Below are 16,848 nucleotides of genomic sequence, written 5' to 3'. Positions count from 1 at the left end.
CGGCCTGATCTTGAATACGGCTTGGGAGGAGGAGTGCCGCATTCCTTATCGAGTTCTGGGAGGAGGAGTGAACTCGATGAAGAGATATTTACCCGCCCCCCTTCCCTGCAGCAACGGTCATTAATGCATATCAGTTATGCAAAGACGTTGATGCTCAAGAAAAAGGCAGATTCGCTAATACAGAAAACGCCCGGAAACCGGGCGTTTTTAAAGAATTGTCTGTAAAACTAGGCTCTTACAAAAAGTGGGCAATCAGGGGAGCAGCAAGCACATTCACGAGGCCAACAAGCACCATGACCAGCCCGGCAATCGAACCTTCTTCGCTGCCGATCTGGTGGGCCTTGGCCACACCGGCTCCGTGCGCACCCATACCGAAAAGGGCTCCGCGTGCCAGCGCGGAGCGGATCGGCAGCCAGTTGAGCATGACTTCACCGAGAGCTGCACCGAACACACCTGTCAGCACCACGAAGATTGCTGTCAGGTCAGGCGTTCCACCAATGTCGCCAGAGACGGTCATCGCAAACGGTGTGCTCATTGAACGTGGCATCAGGCTGAGGCTGATTGCTTCGTTGAGGCCCAGCAGATGCGCCAGACCCCATGCGGAAGCCATGGCAGACGAACTTCCGACGACCACACCGGCCAGAAGCACCGGCCAATAGCGGCGGATCGTTGCGCGCTGCTGGTAAATCGGGACCGCAAAAGCAACCGTTGCAGGTCCAAGCAGCGCAACCAGCCAGTGGGTAGCACCGAAATAGCCGCGATAGTTCTGATTGAGCCCAATGACCAGCGCTATCAGCAACAATGGCGTAACAACGAGCGGCGTCAACCACCACATCGGAAAGCGGCGATAGACGCGCTTGGCAGCTAGATAAAGCAGGATCGTCGCGGCAGACCAGAAAAGCGTCGCAACAAGCGGATTACTTAGCGACATAACGCAGGCTCCAGCGGTAGCAGAGATCAACCGTCAGTGCGGTGACACTCATGACCGTCAACGTGCCGAGCAAAATCACAGCCATGATTTTCAGACCGAGCAGACCGAGCAGTTCCTTATGCTCGAGAATTGCAAGCACTGCGGGAACGAAGAAGAGCAACATTTCTGCTAGAAACCATTCTGCGCCGCGCTTCATGCTGAACAGGCTAACACGACCGCTCAGGAGCAGCGCCAGCACCAGCGCCATACCGACAATGCCACCCGGCAGAGGCAGACCGACGAGGCGGACGAAAAGCTCACCCGCCAGCCAGAAACCGACCAGCGTCGCAATCTGCATCAGACGGCTGTGATGCAGTGCGTAACGAAACCGGATCAAAAGGCTGTGGGCGTTCATGTGCTTTTCCAATGGGGACTGATGCATTTTCATGAGTGAATATAGGCCTTCTGGCGATATTCTAGAAATGAATTGATTTCATTGCAGCTATTCCGTAATAGAATGGCTCATGAACTTGCGCAGCTTCCAGGCCTTTGTCGAAGTGGTGCGGCAAGGCGGTTTTTCCGCCGCCGCAAAAACCATCAATGCGACCCAGTCGACCGTCAGCAAGGCGGTCAGACAGCTTGAAGACGAATTGGGGCTGGTTCTGCTGGATCGTGAAATCTCTCCCTCCCGCCTCACGACAGCAGGTGAGATTGTCTTTCGTCGCGCGGTCGCCATGCTGGCGGAAAAAGACGACATGCTGGCCGAGCTGGGTGAGCTCCGCGGCCTCAAGCGCGGCCTGCTGAAACTCGGCCTGCCGCCCATCGGGTCCAGCGTGCTTTTCGCTCCCGTCTTTGCGGCTTATACGAAGCTTTATCCGGAAATCGACATTCAGCTGGTCGAGCACGGCAGCCGGAGGCTGGAGGAATTGCTGCTTGCCGGAGATGTGGAACTTGCGGCTTCGCTTCTGCCGGTTGAAGACAGCTTCGAGTGGCAGGATGTGCGGTGCGAACCGGTTGTGGCGCTTCTCCCGACCGATCATGCGCTTGCACGCGGTGACGGCGTTTCGCTGCAGGACATTGCCAGCCTGCCGTTCATTCTTTTCGAGAGCGGCTTTGCCCTCAACCACATTATCCTTGATGCATGTCGTTCGCATGGATTCTCTCCAAACGTTGCGGTCCGCTCCAGTCAGATTGACTTCATCGTCGAGCTCGTAGCGGCAGGCATGGGCATCGGCTTTCTACCAAAAATGATCGCGGAACAGCGGCATCATCCCGACGTGCGCATCCACAGGATCAAAGGTGCCGATGTGAACTGGAATCTGGCACTGATCTGGCGAAAAGGCGCATTCCTGTCTCATGCCGCTCGTGCCTGGCTCGAGCTGAGCAAGGCCGGAACCGGCGCCGCATCATCTTGAAACGCCCGCCATATCGCCTATCTCAAATAGATATACCGACTGGATAAGTGCCCCCGGCACCTCTTCAGCCATAGGCCCGTGTGTAGAACATTGCTCTACCCACCCGTTTCAAAGCGCGCGACGCCTGAAACCGCCGACGGATTTCTGCTCAGCGCTTCATCAGAAGGAGGCTATGATGGAAGGTCAGGTTATATTCTATAAGGACGACAGGATTCTCTACCGGCACCATATCGATGTGCAGGAAGACGATTATTCAAAGGGCGTCAACGACGCGCTCATTGCCTTTCAGCGCAATTATGCAGGCTTCGACCTCGCAGGCGACAACATTCACATTCGCTTCAAGAAGCCGGGTGACGTGTAGGTTTTGGAAGATTTTGCGGATCGAAACAGGCCGGTTCCCGAAACAGGGAAACGGCCTTGGTCCGCTGGTTCAAGCAAAAGCGGCTTCGCGGGCGACGCGATGAATATCGGTGCGTGAAAGGCCGAGATCGGAAAGCTCGCGGTCCGTGCAGCCACTAAGTTCGCGAATATTTTCGCGATACTGCATCCAGCGATGGAAATGGGTGCGAAGATTCATGGTGGTATCCCCTTTTTTTATCTTCCTCCCGATAGTGAGCTTCCGCCTTTCTCTGTCTTTTGAGAAGTGCATATCCTGCATGGCTGCTGTGATTGCAGCGAAATCCTAGCATTTCACCCGGATTTCCCAACAACAAAGGAAATTGCCTCCTATTGTTGTAATCATTATGTAATTCTAATTTAGATATACCTACTGTTTCGACACAGGCACCGGTTCATTCTAATTAGAGTTGGAGTGCATGAAAAAGACATTGATCATCGTCGGCAATGCGCCTTTGCCGCGCGATCTTTCTGCCGAAGTGGATGCTGCCGATTTTGTGGTCCGTTTCAATGAGCCAAAAAAGTCCATCGGCATGAGCGGCACCCGGACAGATCTCCTGATGCTGGCAACCTCAAGCAAGCCGATGCAGCGGCGGCTACGCGATCCGGGCTTCGTGCAGACGCCGACTTTCAAGGCGGCCAAGGAAGTGATGCTTGCCTATCATCCAAGCATCATCCGCAAATATCACCCTGGTCCGAATTTCCTCTCCCGTCTCAAGGGAAGGCGTGGCGACTGGACCATGCAGACCATCGAAGTTGTCGGCTCTGCGGGTAAGGAAATCCGGATCATGCCGCCCCAATTCTATCTGGCCGGATGCAAAGAGCTGGGTGTAACCGACGAGAATATAAGCAAAGCCTTTCCAAGCACCGGCTTTTTTGGCATCTGGTACATGCTCGGAAAATGTCCGGAGGAAAGCTGGGACGTTAAAATCTGCGGCTTCACCTGGGAAGGCTGGAAACGCCACACCTGGGGAGATGAGCGCAGTTGGGTTGAGCAGAAGGTCAAATCCGGACGCATCAGCCTCATCCAGTGACCCAGCGCCATAGAGCATAATCCGACCGGAGTGAAACGAGGATCGATAAGATTATGCTTGAAGCAGAAATTAGGGCGTCGATCAGATGGAAACGCGCTCTAACTTTAATTTCCGGCGGAAAACGTGGGGAACGATCACGACACAATCTCTTTAGAGGAGCCTATGAATGAGTGAACCGTTACGCATTTTCATCGGATGGGATTCTCGCGAGCCCATCGCATATGAAGTCGCCAAAGCATCCGCATTGAAGCATTCCTCTATCCCGCTGGAGATCGTGCCGATCAAGTTGCAGGACCTGGTCGATCGAGGGGTCTACACGCGGGAAGTCGATCCACTGGCATCGACAGAGTTTACCTATTCGCGGTTTTTCACGCCATGGCTTGCGGGCTACAAGGGGTGGGCGCTTTTCTGCGATTGCGACTTTCTTTTTCTGGGCGATATTGCTGGCCTCCAAGCTTACAATGATCCTTCAAAAGCCGTTTATTGCGTTCAGCACGATTATCAGCCCAAGGATAGTGTGAAGATGGATGGCAAGGTGCAGACCAGCTATCCACGCAAGAACTGGTCGTCCTGTATGCTGTTCAACTGCGAGCATCCCTCGACACGCCAGTTGACGCCGGAGCTGATCAACAGCGAAACTGGCGCCTACCTGCACCGCATGCAATGGGCTGCCGATGATGAAATTGGCGCTCTGCCGACGGATTATAACTGGCTGGAAGGCTGGAACGAGAAGCCGGAAACCGGCCTGCCGAAAGTGGTGCATTACACACGCGGCGGCCCGTGGTTCAAGGATTGGCAGAATGTCGACTACGCCGATTTGTGGCGAGCGGAAGCCGATAGTGTCGAGCCGGGCTGGAAGCCGGTCTGATCTGCAAAATACCTTGAGCTTTCTGTATGCTGCAAGGTAGATAAGGACCATGAACGAAACGCGTCCTGACATCACTGCGAATGATGGCCCTCAAAGGGCCGTCAAGGCTTTCATCATCCATCTGGAGCGCGCCACCGACCGGCAGCCGCAAGTCGAAGAACTTGTTCGTAGGCTGTCTGTAGAGACGGACGTAGTGAACGCCGTCGACGGGCGTACGCTCGATGCGCAAACAATCAGCCGCGTTTATCGGCGATCGGCGCACAAGCCCCGCTATCCATTTCAGCTCAGCACAAACGAAATTGCCTGCTTTCTTTCGCACCGGAAGGCCTGGCAGGCGATTGTCGATCAGGAACTGGATGCAGGTCTCGTGCTGGAAGACGATGTGGAGCTGACACCGGAATTTGCCGCTGCCTATTCCGCTGCGTGCCAGATTCTCAAGGCCGATAGCTTCATCCGCTTTCCGTTTCGCGAGCGTGAAAGCGGGCGCGTGGTACTGAACACCGAAACGCTGCGGATCATCGAACCTGTACCGGTCGGCCTTGGCATGGTGGCGCAGCTTGTCGGGCGGGAAGCCGCACAGCGCTTGCTCTCTGCAACCGAAGTGTTCGACCGCCCGGTCGATACCACGGCACAAATGAACTGGGTTACGGGACTCAAACCGCTATCCGTCCTTCCGGGCGGAGTGAAGGAAATCTCGGTACAGCTTGGCGGCAGCACGATCCAGAAATCGCGTTCCTTGCCCGACAAGCTGAAGCGTGAAATCTTGCGCCCGCTTTATCGCTGGAAGATAAAATCGCGCTCGCGCGCAGCTATCTGAGGTTTCCCGTGCCTGTTCCGATTTTCCTGTATCATCAGATTGACTTGCCACCGCAACACCGCACGCCCTATCGCAGTATGATCGTGCACCCGGATCGCTTTCGCCAGCAGATGGCCTGGCTGAAACGGCTGGGTTATCGCGGCCTGTCGGTGAGGGACGCAATTCCTTACATTTACGGCGGGAAACAGGGCAAAGTCGCCGTCATCACGTTTGACGACGGTTTCGAGAATGTGTTCCGTAATGCCCTGCCCGTGCTGCAGGAGTTTGGCTTCACCGCCACGAACTATTTCGTGGCCAACCAGATCGGCGGCTTCAATCTCTGGGACCAGAAGATCGGCGTTGCGCGCGCCAACTGTATGAGCGTTTCCGAATTGCGCGAATGGGCAGATCTTGGTCATGAAGTCGGTTCCCATACGCTCGACCATGTCCTCCTGCCGGAAATAAGCGAACAGGAAGCCATCACGCAAATCCAGCAATCACGCATGAAGATTGAAGACCTGCTCGGTCGTGAGGTCACGTCTTTCGCCTATCCTTACGGCGGAGAAAACGCAGTGACACGCAAGATCGTCGAAGCGGCAGGCTATACAAACGCGACGACGACAGAAAAACGCCGCGCACGGTCAAATGATGATCCGTTCGGCATTCCGCGTCTTACAATCAGGCGCAATGATATATTGCTGCAATTCCTGCGGAAAACGTTCACGCGCTAAGCTGGCTCTTCGCCCTGGTTCCACGCTCTATGTCGTGCAAATCAGCCATGAAGCCGCGCTTAACAAGACAATCCGGGCCTGTGTACTGGACCGAACCTTCATAGACGAGCGAAAGATCGTCTGAAAAACGCTCGTTCTCGACGATTGCGCGGTAGTGCTCCGCACCGCCAGCATGGCTCTTTTCGGAGGCAATACGTTTGAACTCGCCGACTGAAAGCGACGAAAAGCGGTAATGGAGAAGAGCTCCGGTTGCCGGAAGAAAATTCCGGAAACATGGACCCGGCCCATGAATGCTGCCCCGGCGATAATCCGTCTTTTCATCGACCCAAATCAGCGGAAATTTTGAAAGTCGCATGCTGCGTCCGAACAGGCGCAAACGCGGTCCACCACGCACCGCTACCCCGAACTTCTCCCATGTCGCCGTGTAGCCGTCGCCGTCGAAATGCGATGAAACCTCGAACGGATATTTCGTCCCGTCATCGACGAAGACTCCTTCACGCAGCAGACCGCCGGGATACATGTCGATCATCGGTGCCAGACACCGACGAATTCCATTCCCCTCCAGCTCCTCGATAAAAGAGCGGATATCCCGTTGCTCCATTCTCGGAAATACGAAGAACTCGTCAGCATCAACCGACAAATACCAGCGCCCGCGTCCGTAGAGATTGAACAGGGCATCGCGCCAGGCACGTCCGCGGTCAGCCTGTGCGTAGCCAACGTCCGAGGTGAACAAATCCACATCAGGAGCACTGGACAAGATTTCAGTCGTTCCGTCGTCCGATCGGTCATCTACAACGATGAAACGCGTAACACCCATCTCGCGATAATAGCGCAGAAACGACTTCATATAGGGCGCAGCATTGCGAACCACGCAAACAAGCGGCAGATCGCCTGGCCGTAAAGCCTCGAAGCTTCCGGATGCAGCAATCAGATTTGCCGATTTTTTTCGATGCGGAACCGAAAGCTGCACGTGCCTCCAACGCAAGCGCAGATGTCGCATCGGTGAGGCGCGCCAATAGGCAGTCCAGTCGCCGGTCGCCGAGGCTGGATAGTTCATCACCGTTCGCGTTGGTTTCATAAAGGTGCCAGGTTTTCAATGAAGGTCACAAAAAGCTGGTATTTTGTTGCGTTTCATTCAAGCAACTCTTTGTTGAAGCCGATCACTCTGTAACAGCCTCCGACACGCTTCGTGATGAAAACTTCGTCGCCGGTATTTTGATCGTCGAGCTGATTTGCTTGATTTCAATCAATGCTGCTTCACACAAACGTGGCAAATTGCCCATCAATGCGCCATGGACGGCAAGTGCCAAAAGCGCTAGTTAGTGCACAGACTAAGGAGCGCATTATGGACTATCGCCGTTTTTTCGAAGAAGCGATCGACCAGTTGCACGCCGAGAAGCGTTACCGCGTTTTTGCCGATCTTGAACGTATTGTCGGACGTTTCCCCCGAGCTATCTGGCGCAACAATGGCACTGCCCGTGAAATCACCGTCTGGTGTTCCAATGATTATCTTGGCATGGGACACCACGCCGACGTAATCAAGGCAATGTGCGATACAGCTGACAATGCTGGCTCAGGTTCCGGCGGCACGCGCAATATTTCCGGCAATAACCATCCGCTCGTTGAACTCGAAACCGAACTCGCCGATTTGCATGGCAAGGAAGCTGGTCTCGTTTTCACGTCGGGCTTCGTTTCCAATGAAGCTTCGATTTCCACGATTGCACGGCTGCTGCCGAACTGCCTCATCCTCTCCGACGAACTGAACCATGCCTCGATGATCGAAGGCGTGCGTCGTTCAGGCGCGGAAAAGAAGATTTTCCGTCACAATGACGTCGAGCATCTGGAACAGCTTTTGAAGGCCGCCGATCCGGCGCGCGCCAAGCTGATCGTGTTCGAATCCGTCTATTCGATGGATGGCGATATCGCGCCGATCGAGAAGATCGCCGACCTCGCCGACAAATATAATGCCATGACCTATATCGACGAAGTTCATGCTGTTGGCATGTACGGCGCGCGCGGCGGCGGCATTACCGAACGCGACGGTCTGGCACATCGCATCGATATTATCGAGGGCACGCTTGCCAAGGCTTTTGGCGCTCTCGGCGGTTATATTACCGGTTCGCGCGCGATTGTTGACGCCGTACGCTCCTATGCACCGGGCTTCATCTTTACGACCTCTTTGCCACCAGCAGTTGCCGCATCTGCGACGGCCGCCATCCGGCATTTGAAGAATTCGCAGGTGGAGCGTAACGGTCAGCAACGTCAGGCGCAGCGCGCAAAGGACGTGCTTTCGGCCGCAGGTTTCCCCGTGATGCCGTCCGAAACGCATATCGTGCCTATTCTGGTCGGCGATCCTGAACTTTGCAAGAAAGCCAGCGACCGTTTGCTGGAAGTGCACGGCATCTATATCCAGCCGATCAACTATCCGACCGTGCCACGCGGAACCGAAAGACTGCGTATCACGCCGTCGCCTCTGCATGACGACGCCCTGATCGACGGCCTCAAGGATGCCTTGCTGGAAGTCTGGAATGCACTCGGCATTCCTTATGCAGAGCCCACTGTTTCGCAGCCAGCCAGTTCCGAGCGGATCATTCCGCTGATGGTCTCCAAGGCTGGCGGCTGACAATTTCTGGAATTCTCCAATAAAAAGGCCGCTTCGAGCGGCCTTTTTTGTCAGAGCTTTTCGATCCAGCGCACGAGCCGCCGTGCGGCTTCGTCCACCTGTTCCGGATCGCGGCAGAAACAGAGACGGAAAAAACCTTCGCCGCCGAGGCCAAAAGCGCTGCCAGGTGCCAGACCGACATTGGCATTGTCCACCATATCGATGGCCGCCTTGACCGAATCCCCGACACCATCCACGCCGAAGAAAAGATAAAATGCCCCTTGAGGCGGCGTCAGGCGAACTTTGCCGGTCGATAACAGCGCTGCGCACAGGCTATCGCGCGTCGAACGCGCCCGTTCAACCTGCATCGAAATAAAGGCATCGCCTTCATCGAGAGCCGTAACGGCACCACGTTGCATGAATTGGGCAACACCCGAATTCGAATATTGGATCAGATTTTCAATGATCGGCCCCAGTGACGGGTGCACCGTCATCCAGCCGACACGCCAGCCCGTCATCGCCCAGTTCTTGGAGAACGAGTTGACGAAGATGATGCGATCATCCGGCTCCATAATATCCATGAAGGATGGAGCGCGACCGCCACCATAATAGAAATGGGTATAAATCTCGTCGGCGATGATCCAGAGACCATGCTTGCGGGCAAGATCGAGAATGAATTGCAATGTCTCACGGTCCGCTGTCCAGCCGGTGGGATTGGATGGCGTATTGATGAAGAGTGCTTTCGTGCGCGGCGTGATGGCGGCTGCGATCTTTTCTGGATCGAGCATCCAGCCATTGGCACCGAATTCCAGCTCGACCGGAACCGGAACAGCGCCTGCCAGACCAGCTGCGCCAACAAAATTTGGCCAGGCCGGGGAAAGATAAATCGCCTCTTCGCCCGCCCCAACAGTTGCTGTCAGCGCCATTTCGATGGCGTGCATACCGGAGCCGGTGACATAGAAGTTCTCCGGTTTCAGGGGCAGCGGGAAATGACGCGCGTGATAGCGAGCCAGCGCCTCCCGCAGTTCCGGGATGCCAGCCTGCCAGGTATAGAAGGTCTCGCCTTCAGAGATACCTTTTTGGGCCGCGGCGCGGATGAAATCGGGCGTCGAAAGATCTCCCTCGCCTACCCAAAGCGGGATGAGCCCCTCGCGCCCGCGTCCGTGATTGGCGACCGCCACAATCCCGCTTTCGGGTGATTGAGCTGCTTCCCGACGAAGATTGGCTATGAGCGTCATGATTTCCCCGCGTTGAACTTCGATTTTGATTTCGTGCTTATCAAGGCCCGTTAGCGAAATCACGCGGCTTTTTGTGATGGTCCGATCAAGCGTATTTATGGATCAAAAGAAAACGGGGCCACAAGGCCCCGCATTCGTTCGCCAGTTCTGAATCAATCAGGCTTTCTGCTTTGCCAGAAGATCGCGAATTTCGGTCAGCAGGACCTCCTCGCGCGGTGCTTCCGGTTCCGGCTTTGCCTCTTCCTTCTTCTTCATGCGGTTCATTCCCTTCACCACAAGGAACAATACCCATGCGATGATCAGGAAGTTGATGAGAAGCGTGACGAAATTGCCGTAGGCAATAGTCGCACCGGCTTCACGGGCAGCTGCCAGTGTGGCCCTGGGTTCACCTGCCAGCTGTATGAACATATTCGAAAAATCGATACCGCCAGTGATCAGACCGATGATCGGCATGATGATATCGTTGACGATGGAATTGACGAGGCCGCCGAACGCCCCGCCAATAATGACACCGATGGCCAGATCGACCATATTGCCCTTCAGGGCGAATTCCTTGAATTCCTTTAGCATTACCTGTCTCCCTCACGAACGCGGACCGTTGGGGCCGTCCTGCCGCGGTGGCGTTCGCCAAATCAACCTGGGCACCAGATAAACTGGCAGTGGATGGCAGGGCCCATCTCAGAAGCGAAACTGAAAGGCGCCCTGCCATTTCAAATGCTATCCTGAAAAATGACGTGCACTTCTTCGGGATCACACTCCTAGTGTGTAGGCGAAAATTACCAAAGAAAAGATGAAACCGCTAAAACACACTGTTTTTCATCAATAATCTTGCACGAATGCACCGAAAGTGCTTGCGTCAAATCATGATCGAGGAGTGAGGGAACAGGCCGACTATGCAGGGCTGGGGTATTATTGGCGCCGCCTTTCTATATTTGCTGCTGCTTTTTGCAGTTGCCAGCATCGGCGACCGGCGCACGTCGCGCTGGAACAGTGCTCCGCGCCCCTACATCTATGCGCTCAGTCTGGCCGTTTACTGCACCTCCTGGACCTTCTTCGGCTCTGTCGGCTTATCGGCTCAGCGCGGTCTTGAGTTCCTTGGAATCTATATCGGCCCCATTCTCGTCTTTACGCTCGGCAACCGGCTGCTGCGGCATATCGTGCGACTGGCGAAATCCGAGCACATCACGTCAATTGCTGATTTTCTCGCTGCCCGCTACGGCAAGAGCTTCGGTGTAGCCTCTCTTGCGACCTGCATCGCAGCCGTCGGCTCGATCCCCTATATCGCGCTGCAGCTCAAAGCCGTTTCTGGCAGTGTCGGTCTTGTCATGGAGCATTACGGATCAGCCGTCGATCCGTCGGTATTCATATTCGGTGACATCTCCCTCCCCGTTGCCGCTGTGCTCGCTGTCTTTGCGATCCTCTTCGGCACCCGCCATACCGACGCCACGGAACATCAGAACGGCCTTATTTTGGCTGTGGCTCTGGAATCCGTCATCAAGCTTTGCGCCTTCCTGACCGTTGGCTTTGCCTGCACCTTCTTTCTGTTCGGCGCCCCATCGCAACTGATCAATCAGATATCCCAATCACCAGAAGCGCTGGAAGCGTTCCACTATCAGACATCCATCGGCACATGGATCGTACAAAGCGCACTTAGTGCCGCCGCCATCATCATGCTGCCGCGACAATTCCATGTGACCGTGGTGGAAAGCCGGAGTGAAAAGGAACTGCGAACAGCCTCCTGGCTCTTCCCGCTTTATCTGGTCCTCATCAATATCTTCGTCTTTCCCATCGCGCTGATTGGCGTGATGACGCTCGGAGGCAATGTCAGCGGAGATTTGTACGTTCTGGCTTTGCCGCTGGCGGCAGGCGCTCATTGGCTCGCACTGGTGGCTTTTCTCGGCGGATTGTCAGCGGCAACGGCGATGGTCATCGTCGCCTGCGTTGCGCTTTCGATCATGATCTCAAACCATCTGGTGTTGCCGCTCTTCATCCGGCGTCTCGCGAAGCAACATGCCGCCGAACAGCGAGACCTGACCAAAGTCATTCTGAACACACGTCGCCTCACCATTATCGGCATTCTGGCATTCGCATTCGCCTATTATCGGTTTACCTCCAACAACATCCATCTTGCTTCGATCGGCTTCGTTTCCTTTGCTGCAATTGCCCAGTTTGTTCCGGCTTTCATCGGCGGATTGTTCTGGCGCAATGCGAATGGGCGCGGTGCCATGCTGGGTCTGTCAGCGGGATTTCTAGTCTGGGCCTACACATTGCTGCTGCCAACGATGGCGCCGGAAAATGCTGCCATTCTGCGCGACGGCTTCCTTGGCTTTACGGCGCTACGTCCCGAAGCGCTTTTCGGAACCAACGCTCTCCCGCTGACCAATGGCGTGATGTGGAGCCTTGCAGCCAATACGCTCTTCTACATCCTTGGTTCCCTTTCACGAACCTCGACACCGCTCGAACGCATTCAGGCAAGCATCTTCCTGCCGCGTTATTTCATCGGCACGCCGACGCTCAAGCGCTTCCGCACAACCGTCACTGTTGCCGAACTGAAAGCCACCATGGCGCGCTATCTCGGTGCGGAACGTGTCGAGCGCGCCTTTCTGCGCTTTGAAGGAAGGGAACAGAGGCGGCTTGATCCGGGCATGACTGTCGACACACCGCTCATCCGTCATGCGGAGCAGCTGCTCGGCACAGCCGTCGGCTCGGCATCGGCGCGCCTTGTACTGTCACTGCTTTTGCAGAAGAGCGATGCATCAGGACGTGACGCGCGACAGCTCCTTGACGATGCTTCGACCGCCTTGCAGCAAAACCGCAATCTGCTGCAAACGGCCCTCGATCAGATGGAACAGGGAATTACCGTTTTAGACAAGGATCTGAGGCTGACTTTCTGGAACCGGCAGTTCCGCAAGCTTTTCGATCTCCCAGATGAAGTGATGCAGGTCGGGATACCCGTTTCGGAAATCGTGGAACAGCTGCACAGCCGCGGCGATATATCGTTCAACGCGCAGAACGGGGTCATCCGCTCGCTCGCAGCTGTGCGCCAGCCATGGCGCATCGACATGAAATCGACGGGCAAGGTGCTGGAAATTCAATCCAACCCGATGCCGGATGGCGGAATTGTCGCGACATATACCGATATCACGGCAGCAGTCGAAGCCGACGTCACGCGCCAGAAGGCAGCGGAAATGCTGGAGCAGCGCGTGGCGGATCGCACGGCAGAACTGACCCGCGTCAACCAGCAGCTCGCCAAGGCCCAGACGGCAGCAGAAGAGGCCAATCAGGGAAAGACACGCTTTCTGGCAGCAGCCGGTCATGACATTCTGCAACCTCTCAACGCAGCGCGATTGTATAGTACGGCGCTTGCCGAAAAACTCGGACGCTCCGAAACGAGCGAATTCGCACGTAATATCGATTCCTCGCTGGAGGCCGTGGAAGCCATTCTGGGTATGGTGCTGGATATTTCCCGACTGGACACCGGGTCACTCAAGCCTGACCTCTCGGTGTTTCACCTCGACAAGCTGATGAGCCAGATTGCTACCGATTTTACGCCTCTTGCAGCCGCCAAAGGGCTGAAGTTGCGCGTTGTGCCGTCGAGCATCGTTGTCAAAACGGACCGCAATATGCTTCGCCGCCTGATCCAGAACCTTGTTTCCAACTCGATCAAATATAGCCGCAAGGGTGGTATTCTGCTCGGCGTTCGGCGTCGTGGTTCCTTTGTGGAGTTGCAGGTGTTCGATACCGGCATCGGCATTCCATCGCAAAAGCTGAAACTTGTCTTCCGGGAGTTCACGCGACTGGATGAGGGGATGCGGGAAGCGGAAGGGCTTGGCCTCGGCCTTTCCATTGTCGACCGCATCGCAAGGCTGCTGCCGCTGTCCCTGACTTCGACGCCCGATAAGGGAACCATGTTCACCCTGCGCATTCCTGTTTCACAGGAAAAAGTGCCCGCCGATGACGTGAAGAGCCGCCGCGGCCTGCAGAAAGCGCTGGAACTGACCGGGCTCGATGTTCTCTGCATCGATAATGACGCCAGCATCCTGTCCGGAATGGAAACGCTGCTTCGCGGGTGGGGATGCCATGTAACGACGTTGCGCAGTGGAGCAGCGTTGAAGAACTATTGTGCCGACCACTCCACACCGCCCGATGTGATCGTCGCAGATTATCATCTTCTACACGAAAACGGCCTCGATATGATCGGCTTTGCACGCGAGACGTTTCAGGTGGAAATACCCGCCGTCCTGCTGACAGCCGATCGTTCCAAGGAAGTCCGCCAGCGCGCTGAAGACGAGAACGTCACAGTTTTGCACAAGCCACTTCGGCCCGCCGCATTGCGTTCCCTTCTATCGCATTTTTATCATGCGAGGCAGGATAATAGGTCAGCGCAGAACGCCGCTCAGTAGTTGACCGTCATTCAATCCGTGCTCAGGGCATCATTGCCGATGCGTGACAGAAGAATGACCGCCTGCGTGCGGCTGTCGACCCCAAGTTTCTGCAGCACCGCCGAAACATGCGCCTTGACCGTGGCTTCCGACACGCCAAGCTCATAGGCAATCTGCTTGTTCAGCAGACCCTCGGCAAGCATGGTCAACACACGCGTCTGCTGCGGCGTCAATGTACGCAGTCGCGCAATGAGAGCCTCAATTTCAGGGTCGTGCGGATGATCCAGCTCAATATCGGCAGGTGTCCAAATATCGCCAGCCAGAACGGCACGCACGGCCTCGCCAATGGTCTCCATGCTGGCGGATTTCGAGATGAAACCGGAAGCGCCGAGCTCGACAGCATGACGGATTGTGGCGGCATCGTCAGTCGCCGAGACGATGATAACCGGAAGCGCCGGTTGCAAGGCCTTCAACGTCACCAGACCGGAAAGCCCGGTTCCTCCCGGCATCGTCAAATCCAACAGTAGAAGATCGATATCTTCTCGTTCGCCGACCAGTTTCTTGACGGCGTCAAAATCGCCGACTTCGATGATTTCAACACTCTGCGACTTTCCCGAAAGGACCTGCCTGAGTGCGCCCCGGAAAAGCGGGTGATCGTCAGCAATGATGAAATGCATGTGCCTCGCGCGCCATTGTTTCAGGTCTCCTCCCCTCGCGGTGCAGGCCAATCAGCCAACCACTCCGTTTTATGCCGTTTTTTGGCTTGGGCAACCAAAATTCACGTTGCTAACCCGTTTTCACAATACGCATTGCCGCCATCTGGCCGCATTGTATGTTAGGCTGGTGTCGAAAATAACATAAGAGCGGCCCGACCAGCCTAATGGAAGGGAACCAAAAAGGCATTTCATGACGCGCAATACGCTTTATCCAGAAATCCAACCGTTCAAGGAAGAGATGCTTCAGGTTTCTCCGCTGCATCGAATCCATGTCGAGCAATGCGGCAACCCGGACGGCAAGCCGGTCATCATGATCCATGGCGGCCCCGGCGGCGGCATCACACCGACCATGCGCCGTCTGCACGACCCGGAGCGCTATCGCATCATCCTGTTCGACCAGCGCGGATGCGGTCGTTCGACCCCGCATGCGGAACTGCGTGAAAACACGACATGGGACCTTGTGGCGGATATGGAACATATTCGCGCGCATCTCGGCATCGAGAAGTGGCAGGTCTTCGGCGGCTCCTGGGGATCGACCCTTGGCCTTGCCTATGCGCAATCCCATCCGGATCGCGTGGCCGAGCTTGTTCTGCGCGGCATCTTCATGATCCGTCGTTTTGAAGTCGACTGGATGTATTCCAACGGCGCAAGCATTCTATTTCCGGACCATTTCGAGGCTTATCAGGAGCATATCCCGGAAGCCGAGCGCAGCGATATGATCGCCGCTTATTACAAGCGCCTGACTGATCGTGACCCGCAGGTGCAGCTTGAAGCAGCGCGACGTTGGGCGCGCTGGGAAGGCTCGGTCATTTCGCTTCTGCCCGACCCGGCCCGCGTCGACGCCTTTGGCGAAGATCAGTACGCGATCGCCTTTGCGCGTATCGAATGCCACTATTTCCAGAATCGCGGCTTCCTCGATTCCGATGACCAGCTTCTGCGCAATGTCGATCGCATCCGGCATATTCCTGGTGTGATCGTGCATGGCCGCTATGATGTCTGCACGCCGTTTATCAATGCCTGGCAGTTGAAGAAGATGTGGCCCGAAGCCGATCTCAGAACCGTCGAGGATGCAGGGCACGCCGTCACAGAGCCCGGCATCACCCATGAACTGATCGAAGCGACAAAGCGTTTCGCTCAATAGAGCGGAAAGCATTCACATTCGTTCGCGCTTCCGCTCTATCTGTTTGTTTTTACGCATTATCCTACGCAAAACCGCTTCGTACTTTTGTTGGAAATGCTCTAATGAAAAGGCGCCGCATGGCGCCTTTTTTCTTTATCGTCAGGTCCGACCGCCCGGCGCAGTTTCTTTGTTCGGGCTTTCCGGCTCGCTGTCGAAACTTTTCGCAATATCCATGAAGCGACGCATGAAGCGTTCCATATAGCTCATGGACTGCTCGAATTCCTGCTCGGTCGGCAGGCCAGAAGCGGCACTTCCGCCCTTCCCCTCAAGAGCGGACACCTTGTCTTCAAGCTTCTCTAGACGATCCTGCAAGTCGGCAATGTCGTTCTCATAAGCTTCGCGATCTTCGGTCGCCATCTTGCAGACGAGTTGTCCCTGCTGCTCCGTGCAGGTCGAGAGCGCCCCGGTTCGTGTATCCAGGCGGACATAACCGGTTTCCGTGCCTTCCAGCCGATAACGCCCGTTTTCCTGCGCAAATGCAACACTTGGAGCAAGCGCTGAACCGAGAAGAGCAACAGCAGCCAGATTACGAACCATCAGTGTCTTTCTGTTCAACATAATGCAATTCCCTTCAGCTTCT

At 55.6% G+C, this 16,848-nt stretch carries 17 protein-coding genes; 9 read left to right on the top strand and 8 right to left on the bottom strand.

Features of this window, described 5'->3' with window-relative positions:
• Nucleotides 1–235 precede the first annotated feature (235 nt).
• Complete coding sequence (locus ABDF71_RS03400; RefSeq protein WP_010658243.1) at nt 236–931, bottom strand: LrgB family protein; 696 nt, start codon at nt 929–931, stop codon at nt 236–238.
• Nucleotides 918–1,325 (bottom strand): CidA/LrgA family protein, encoded by a 408-nt coding sequence (locus ABDF71_RS03395; RefSeq protein ID WP_010658242.1) that lies wholly within the window; start codon nt 1,323–1,325, stop codon nt 918–920. Before ABDF71_RS03395 ends, ABDF71_RS03400 begins: the two co-directional genes overlap by 14 nt.
• Before the next feature lie 109 nt (nt 1,326–1,434).
• Between ABDF71_RS03395 and ABDF71_RS03390 the strand changes: the two genes are divergently transcribed.
• Entirely contained in the window at nt 1,435–2,325 is an 891-nt protein-coding gene (locus tag ABDF71_RS03390; RefSeq protein WP_151615011.1) for a LysR family transcriptional regulator, read from the top strand.
• A gap of 175 nt (nt 2,326–2,500) precedes the next feature.
• Nucleotides 2,501–2,686, top strand: a complete 186-nt coding sequence (locus ABDF71_RS03385) for a hypothetical protein (RefSeq protein ID WP_010658240.1) — start codon at nt 2,501–2,503, stop codon at nt 2,684–2,686.
• A 69-nt stretch (nt 2,687–2,755) separates the two neighbouring features.
• On the opposite strand, the gene ABDF71_RS03380 is transcribed toward ABDF71_RS03385, so the two are convergent.
• Complete coding sequence (locus tag ABDF71_RS03380) at nt 2,756–2,902, bottom strand: DUF1127 domain-containing protein (protein ID WP_010658239.1); 147 nt, start codon at nt 2,900–2,902, stop codon at nt 2,756–2,758.
• 238 nt (nt 2,903–3,140) lie between these two features.
• Between ABDF71_RS03380 and ABDF71_RS03375 the strand changes: the two genes are divergently transcribed.
• The 4 genes from ABDF71_RS03375 (at nt 3,141) to ABDF71_RS03360 (ending at nt 6,150) form a co-directional block, all read left to right on the top strand.
• Nucleotides 3,141–3,755: a glycosyltransferase family 29 protein gene (locus tag ABDF71_RS03375; protein WP_010658238.1), complete on the top strand. Its 615-nt coding sequence runs from the start codon at nt 3,141–3,143 to the stop codon at nt 3,753–3,755.
• A 166-nt stretch (nt 3,756–3,921) separates the two neighbouring features.
• On the top strand, nt 3,922–4,623 hold the full coding sequence (locus ABDF71_RS03370; RefSeq protein WP_010658237.1) for a hypothetical protein: 702 nt from the start codon (nt 3,922–3,924) through the stop codon (nt 4,621–4,623).
• A 49-nt stretch (nt 4,624–4,672) separates the two neighbouring features.
• Nucleotides 4,673–5,440, top strand: a complete 768-nt coding sequence (locus ABDF71_RS03365) for a glycosyltransferase family 25 protein (protein WP_151615010.1) — start codon at nt 4,673–4,675, stop codon at nt 5,438–5,440.
• Between the two features lie 8 nt (nt 5,441–5,448).
• Nucleotides 5,449–6,150 (top strand): polysaccharide deacetylase family protein, encoded by a 702-nt coding sequence (locus ABDF71_RS03360; protein WP_151615009.1) that lies wholly within the window; start codon nt 5,449–5,451, stop codon nt 6,148–6,150.
• Here the strand turns inward: ABDF71_RS03360 and ABDF71_RS03355 are convergent.
• A complete protein-coding gene (locus ABDF71_RS03355) occupies nt 6,140–7,207 on the bottom strand; it encodes a glycosyltransferase family 2 protein (RefSeq protein WP_235915127.1) in 1,068 nt (355 codons plus the stop codon). The two genes, ABDF71_RS03360 and ABDF71_RS03355, sit on opposite strands and share 11 nt — an antisense overlap.
• Before the next feature lie 288 nt (nt 7,208–7,495).
• Between ABDF71_RS03355 and hemA the strand changes: the two genes are divergently transcribed.
• Entirely contained in the window at nt 7,496–8,773 is a 1,278-nt protein-coding gene (gene hemA, locus ABDF71_RS03350; protein ID WP_010658233.1) for a 5-aminolevulinate synthase, read from the top strand.
• 50 nt (nt 8,774–8,823) lie between these two features.
• On the opposite strand, the gene ABDF71_RS03345 is transcribed toward hemA, so the two are convergent.
• Together ABDF71_RS03345 and mscL are read right to left on the bottom strand one after the other, a co-directional pair.
• Nucleotides 8,824–9,990, bottom strand: coding sequence for a pyridoxal phosphate-dependent aminotransferase (locus tag ABDF71_RS03345; RefSeq protein ID WP_010658232.1), 1,167 nt, complete (start codon nt 9,988–9,990; stop codon nt 8,824–8,826).
• A 156-nt stretch (nt 9,991–10,146) separates the two neighbouring features.
• On the bottom strand, nt 10,147–10,560 hold the full coding sequence (gene mscL / locus ABDF71_RS03340) for a large conductance mechanosensitive channel protein MscL (protein ID WP_010658231.1): 414 nt from the start codon (nt 10,558–10,560) through the stop codon (nt 10,147–10,149).
• 323 nt (nt 10,561–10,883) lie between these two features.
• Here mscL and ABDF71_RS03335 point away from each other — a divergent pair, with 323 nt between their 5' ends.
• Entirely contained in the window at nt 10,884–14,393 is a 3,510-nt protein-coding gene (locus tag ABDF71_RS03335; protein ID WP_500061047.1) for a PAS domain-containing hybrid sensor histidine kinase/response regulator, read from the top strand.
• 11 nt (nt 14,394–14,404) lie between these two features.
• On the opposite strand, the gene ABDF71_RS03330 is transcribed toward ABDF71_RS03335, so the two are convergent.
• The gene (locus ABDF71_RS03330; RefSeq protein ID WP_500061045.1) at nt 14,405–15,049 is read right to left on the bottom strand and encodes a response regulator; all 645 of its coding nucleotides are present in this window, start codon (nt 15,047–15,049) and stop codon (nt 14,405–14,407) included.
• A gap of 229 nt (nt 15,050–15,278) precedes the next feature.
• Here ABDF71_RS03330 and pip point away from each other — a divergent pair, with 229 nt between their 5' ends.
• Entirely contained in the window at nt 15,279–16,229 is a 951-nt protein-coding gene (pip, locus tag ABDF71_RS03325; RefSeq protein ID WP_010658228.1) for a prolyl aminopeptidase, read from the top strand.
• A 138-nt stretch (nt 16,230–16,367) separates the two neighbouring features.
• On the opposite strand, the gene ABDF71_RS03320 is transcribed toward pip, so the two are convergent.
• Nucleotides 16,368–16,826 (bottom strand): hypothetical protein, encoded by a 459-nt coding sequence (locus ABDF71_RS03320; RefSeq protein ID WP_012090705.1) that lies wholly within the window; start codon nt 16,824–16,826, stop codon nt 16,368–16,370.
• Between the last annotated feature and the right edge of the window lie 22 nt (nt 16,827–16,848).

This window comes from Ochrobactrum sp. WV_118_8 (genome assembly GCF_039631535.1).
Classification (GTDB): Bacteria; Pseudomonadota; Alphaproteobacteria; order Rhizobiales; family Rhizobiaceae; genus Brucella; species Brucella anthropi.
This window is presented reverse-complemented; position numbering and strand designations above follow the sequence as displayed.